The following is a 5680-nucleotide window of genomic DNA, read 5'->3' on the forward strand; positions in this document are numbered from 1 at the left end:
CGCTCGCAGAGCGGAGCAACTGATCCAAGAACAGCGGATAACCTTCGGCGCGCACGATGCACTCTTGAATCGTCTCGCTCGACAGCTCGGGATAGTGCGCCGCCAGTTCTTGCGCTTCGTCTTCGGCGAGCGGTGCCAGATCCACTGTGGTCACCGGGCAGCCACGTGCGCGTGCTCGCCAGCTGGCGCTGATCGGATCGCCTTCGGGCCGGGTCGTCATGATGAACAGGATCTGGCAGTTCGCGACTACGGCTGCGATCTCACCGAGCCGCGCCAGTTCGTCGGTGTCGGCCCAATGCACATCCTCGACGATCAGCAATTGCGGTGAGCGTTGGGCCGCGGCTTCGATGATTTGTGCCAGCGCTAGCGTACGGCCACGCTGACGAGTGGCTACTTCCATGGCCTTTTCCAGGGCCGCCAGCTCGGAATCGAGGGGAGCGTCGATCAAGTCACTCAGGAAAATGATTTGATCGATGTTGCCGCCACGAAGTGCAGCCATGCGTTGTACGGCAGCTTTGCGTTCAGCAGCAGGCGCATCGCCGCGAATGCCGAGCAAGCTCAACGCCAGCGTCGTGATGGGCCGTCGACCGGGCGACTGACCGAAGTCGAAGATCTGTGCTGAGTGAACGTCAACGCCGCGTTCGACGGCGGCACTGCGCACGGCGTCCACTAACCGCGTCTTGCCGATGCCGGCTTCACCGCGGACCACGATGGCGCGGCCGTGTCGGCTCGACGTGCATCGATCCAGCGACGCCAGAATCATCGCCAGCTCAGGACGGCGCCCGACGAAAGGTTGCGCTGTGGCGCCGCTGTCCGTGCCGATGGCATTTAGCGACCACGCATTCACAGGTTCGGAATGCGCTTGCAACGCTGCGCCGACGCGTTGAGTGTTGACGCGCTCGCCCAGCGATTGATGAATCTCTTCTGAGATCAAGACTTCGCTGTCCTGAGCTTGCGACGCGAGTGCGTGAGCTTCGTGCGTCGGCCGTCCGCTCAAAGGAAACATGTCGGCGCCGCAAAGGACTTGGCCTTGAGCGATGCCGATGCGCAGAGCCAACGCGTTCGCCACCGGCCAGGGTTTCGCGGCCACCATGTCACGCAACATCAACGCGGCACGAGCGGCGCGTTCGGCTTCGTTGCCGTAGGAATGCGGAATGCCAAACACGGCGACTACATTCGAACCCACGCGACGATCTGCTACCCCGCCGAATTCCTGCGCGGCGCTTTGCACGCGGCGTTGAAACTCGTTGGACAACAAATGCGCTTCTTCGGGATCGAGTCGCGCCTCGGTTTCCAGCAATCCTTCCAAACGCGCGACCAGGATAGTCGCATCTCGCAAGCCCGGTCTAAGTTCGGCGCGTGCGGCCGGCGCTGGCGCCGCTTCGACGGTGTCATCCACAAACGATTCGCCATCGCCGGGTTCGGCCACAGCGGCGCGACGTTTGCGCATCAGTTCGCGATACAACTGTTCAGTCGCGGCCTCGGGCGACACATCCAGCTCGCGCCGGAGCACATCGCGGCAAACGCGATATTGCCGAAGCGCTTCAGCGTAAGAGTTGCGCCGGGCTTGCAGCTCCATGATGCGCCGGTGCGCGGCTTCGTTGAGCGGTTCCAGGGAGACGAGGCGGCTGCACGCCGTCAACGCACCGTCGTTGTCTTCGGCAGCCATGCATAAATCGGTGAGACGTTGCAGAGCCTCGCTCATTTGTTTGCGCAAGGTGCCGCGTTCGCTGCTCAACCATTCATCGAAGGCGGTGGAGCGTGCGTCGAAGCCATCCAACAAATCGCCGCGATACTGACTGATCGCGTCTTGCAACGAGGTGCGCGTGCCGGCCAGCAGAGCGCGACGAAACGACTCGATGTCACTTTGGAGCAACTCGGCATCCACGCCTACCGATTCGGTGTCTGCCAACAGCGCTGCCTGGGCTGCCGAAGGTAACGATTTTCTGAGTGCCGCCAGTGCCTGCCGCAAACTGGTGCGTGCCAGTTCTTCGTCGGCGTCTTCCCAGAGCAGGGTGGCCAGCCGGTCGCGGCTGTGAGATTCACCGGGGCGCAGGGCCAAATAGGCGAGTAGCGCTCGCCCTTTACGAGAGGCAATACGAACCTCGCCGCCCGAGGCGTCGCGGACGTGAAACGACCCCAACACTTGTAATGTCAATTCAGTCACGGCGGAGCGGTCCCGATTGTTTGGACTCTTATCGGCCAGGCTCGCCATTTTCACGCTTTTTTCACGGCTGTCGAGACTTTCAGCTCACGAACGCTGCGTACAAATACCTCCCACGCCCCCATTCAGAACAGCAGTCGGGAGAACGGTATGTCACTTCGAGATTCGCGCGGTTGCCCGGTGTCGACCCGGAACTCGGCCGCTGTGGCTCAATACGAACAAGCCTTGCAGCTGTCGGTGAGCTACCGGCTCGACCCTTTGGCCGCCATCCAGACCGCGCTCGAGGTCGACCCCAGCTTTGCCATGGGCCACTGTTTGCGGGCTGGGCTGATGATCATGGCCACCGACCGCATGGTGGTGCCACTGCTGAGCGAGAGCATCGAGGCCATCGAATCGTTGGGTCGACGGGCTAACGATCGTGAGCAGGCCCATGCCGCCGCCGCCCGCAGCTGGCTGCAGGGCGACTTCGCCGGTTCAGTACGCCGCTATGGTGAGATTCTGTTGGATCATCCCCGCGACCTGCTGGCGTTGCAGGTGGCTCATGTGGGCGATTTCTTCCTCGGCTCCAGCAGCATGTTGCGGGACCGGGTGGCCCAGGTGTTGCCCGAATGGGACACCAGCGCACCCGGTTATAACTTTGTACTGGGTATGTATGCCTTCGGGCTGGAAGAGACGGGGTTGTATTCGCGGGCTGAGGACATCGGCCGCCGGGCGCTGGAAATCAATCCGGTGGACGCCTGGGGTGTCCATGCCGTGGCTCACGTGATGGAAATGCAGGGACGGATTCGCGAAGGCATCGACTTCCTGACCTCGCGTGAATCCGACTGGGCCGAGAACAACGGCTTCGCGTTCCACAATTGGTGGCATCTGGCGTTGTTTCATCTGGAGGCGGGCAACGTTTCACAGGTGTTGGATCTGTTCGACCGTCGCATCCGGCCGGCGCCCTCGCAGGTGCCGCTGGAAATGATCGACGCATCGGCGATGTTGTGGCGACTGACGTTACGCGGCGTCGATGTGACGGACCGGTGGCAGGCGTTGGCCAACTGTTGGGAGCCGTTCGTCGATCATGCTTACTACGCGTTCAACGATGCGCACGCGGTCATGGCCTTCGTCGGTGCGCAACGCATGGACCTGGCTCAGCGAGCCATCGCGGCGATGGAACAGAAATGTTCGGGCACGGATACCAACGCCATGATGACTCGCGAAGTGGGCTTGCCGTTGGCGCAAGCGCTGATGGCGTTTGCCAATGGTAACTACGCGGACGTGGTGCTGCGGTTGCAGGCCATTCGTACCATCGCGAGTCGTTTCGGTGGTAGTCACGCGCAACGTGATTTGATTCATCTCACGCTGGTCGAAGCGGCGTTACGTTCGAATCAGATTCGACTGGCACGGGCGCTGATTGCGGAGCGGACTCAGCTCAAGCCGTCGAGCCCGTCGAACTGGCAGCTGACTGCGCGGGTGATGGAAATGGGCGGGGACTTAGGCGCCGCGGCGAAGGCGATGGAGAGCGCCGAGACTCGGCGCAAGGCGCAGTTCATGCCACAGCGGAATATGGCGCTATCAGGCTAACGGCTCGTTACGGCTGATGCGGCCGAGCCAAGTATTCCTGTGACTGCATTTCGATCAGTCGGCTCTGAGTGCGCTCGAACTCGAAGGTGAGCTTGGCGCCGCGATACAGTTCCGTGACCGGCTTGTCGGCCGCGACGATCACTTTGACGGCGCGGTCGTAGAACTCGTCGATCATGGTGATGAAGCGACGCGTTTGATTCTCCGACTCCACGCCGAGCTGCGGCACGTCGCTGACGAACACCGTGTGATAGCAGCGTGCGATCTCGATGTAGTCAGCCTGTCCTCGCGGTCCGTCGCACAGTTCCTTGAACGTAAACCAGATGACATCGCCGGCGTGGCGTTTGGCATGCAGGCGACGATGATTCAACGTCAGCGTTGCATCGACCGCGCCGGGTTCGCCAGCCATGGCTTCGAAAAGGTTGACCAATGCCGTCGGCGTCTTGGCGTCATGCGAATCGAACCAGGTCGTCGCCCGTTCCAGCAGTCGCAAGCGATAGTCGGTATTGCTGTCGACGTGCACGACCTGCGTATTTTCTTTCAGCAGCTTGATGGCTGGCAGAAAGCGGGCTCGCTGCAGGCCTTCCTTGTAGAGGTTATCCGGCGGCACGTTGGACGTGGCGACCAAGGTCACGCCGCGTTCGAACAGCGCGCCGAACAGAGTGCCGAGCAGCATGGCATCCGCGATATCGGAGACGAAGAACTCGTCGAAACAAATGATCCGAGTCTTCTTGGCGATCTTTGCCGCAATCAGTGGCAACGGGTCGGCGCGATCCTGATGTTTCTTCAGCTCGTCGTGTACCGACTGCATGAAGCGGTGGAAGTGGCTGCGTTGGCGTTCTTTGAACGGCAGGCTGTTGAAGAACAGATCCATCAGCCAGGTCTTGCCGCGCCCGACGCCGCCCCATAGATACAGGCCTTTCTGCAGCTGAGGTTCCTTGCGGGACAACAGCCCTTTGAACAGGCCGCCCTTGGGCTGCGGTGCCACCAGCCGTTCCCGCAACTCGTCCAATAGCGCCACCACCCGCTCTTGCACGGGATCTCGCTGATAGCCGAGGCGGGCGCATTCGCGTTCGTAGAGGGCGGCGACGGTGGTGGCGGACGTAGAGTGGTCGGGCACTGGCGGAATGACGTTACATGTTTTGGTAGTTCGGCCCTGAGCCACCTTCGGGCGTGGTCCAGTTGATGATCTCGTACGGATCCTTGATGTCGCAGGCTTTGCAATGAACGCAGTTGGCTGCGTTGATCTGCAGGCGCTTGCTGCCCTGACCGTCGTCGACCATTTCATACACGCCGGCCGGACAGAAGTTCTGGCAAGGGTTGCCGTATTCCTTGGTGCAGCGAGTGACACAGATCGATGTGTCCAGCACCTTCAGGTGCACAGGCTGCGCTTCATCATGCACGTTGCCGGCGAAGAACACCGATGCCAGCCGATCGCGCGGCGCCAGCGTGCGATCGCTCCAACCGCGATCCGGCGACGCATAGTCGCCCAGCTTCTCCAGCGCCGACCAGTCTGCAGTATTGCGCAGCGTCCAAGGGGTTTTGCCCTTCAGCAGCGCCTCGATGCCGGCATTGGCCATCGCAAAATACAGGCCGCGCTTGAACGCCGGCTTGAAGTTGCGCACCGAATGCAATTCACGGTGCCCGTCGGATTTCCGCCAGCGCGCATCGAAACCGGCGCTCTTGCCTTGTTCGGCCAGATGCTCGGCGGCCAGGGCGCCCGAGCGGATCGCTTGGTGAATGCCTTTGATCTTGAACACGTTGAGCGTGCCGCCAGCATCGCCAATCAACATGGCGCCGGGCATGTCGAGACGCGGCAGCGATTGATAGCCGCCGGCTGCGATGGTGCGAGCACCGGCCGCGAGAATCTCGCCGCCTTCCAGCAATGGTTTGATACGCGGATGATTCTTGAACTGCTGGAACGCTTCGAACGGCTTCAGCCGCGGATCT

At 61.6% G+C, this 5680-nt stretch carries 4 protein-coding genes; 1 reads left to right on the plus strand and 3 read right to left on the minus strand.

Translation table 11 applies throughout. The features are described from left to right. Positions 1-2215, minus strand: a 2215-nt coding sequence (locus JNL55_RS11940) for a BTAD domain-containing putative transcriptional regulator (RefSeq protein ID WP_293853066.1), incomplete at its 3' end; no start/stop codon positions are given. 99 nt (positions 2216-2314) lie between these two features. Here JNL55_RS11940 and JNL55_RS11945 point away from each other — a divergent pair. After that, on the plus strand, positions 2315-3733 hold the full coding sequence (locus JNL55_RS11945; RefSeq protein WP_293853059.1) for a tetratricopeptide repeat protein: 1419 nt from the start codon (positions 2315-2317) through the stop codon (positions 3731-3733). A gap of 7 nt (positions 3734-3740) precedes the next feature. On the opposite strand, the gene zapE is transcribed toward JNL55_RS11945, so the two are convergent. Together zapE and JNL55_RS11955 are read right to left on the minus strand one after the other, a co-directional pair. Then, entirely contained in the window at positions 3741-4850 is a 1110-nt protein-coding gene (zapE, locus tag JNL55_RS11950) for a cell division protein ZapE (protein ID WP_293853061.1), read from the minus strand. A gap of 13 nt (positions 4851-4863) precedes the next feature. Next, positions 4864-5680 (minus strand): electron transfer flavoprotein-ubiquinone oxidoreductase (locus JNL55_RS11955; RefSeq protein ID WP_293853063.1); only part of this gene is annotated, 817 nt, incomplete at its 5' end.

Source organism: Steroidobacter sp. (assembly GCF_016790065.1).
GTDB lineage: Bacteria > Pseudomonadota > Gammaproteobacteria > Steroidobacterales > Steroidobacteraceae > Steroidobacter.

What these genes read in the sequence shown, in the direction of transcription:
- JNL55_RS11945 (WP_293853059.1), top strand. Translation starts at nt 2,315, where the DNA reads ATGTCACTTCGAGATTCGCGCGGTTGCCCGGTGTCGACCCGGAACTCG.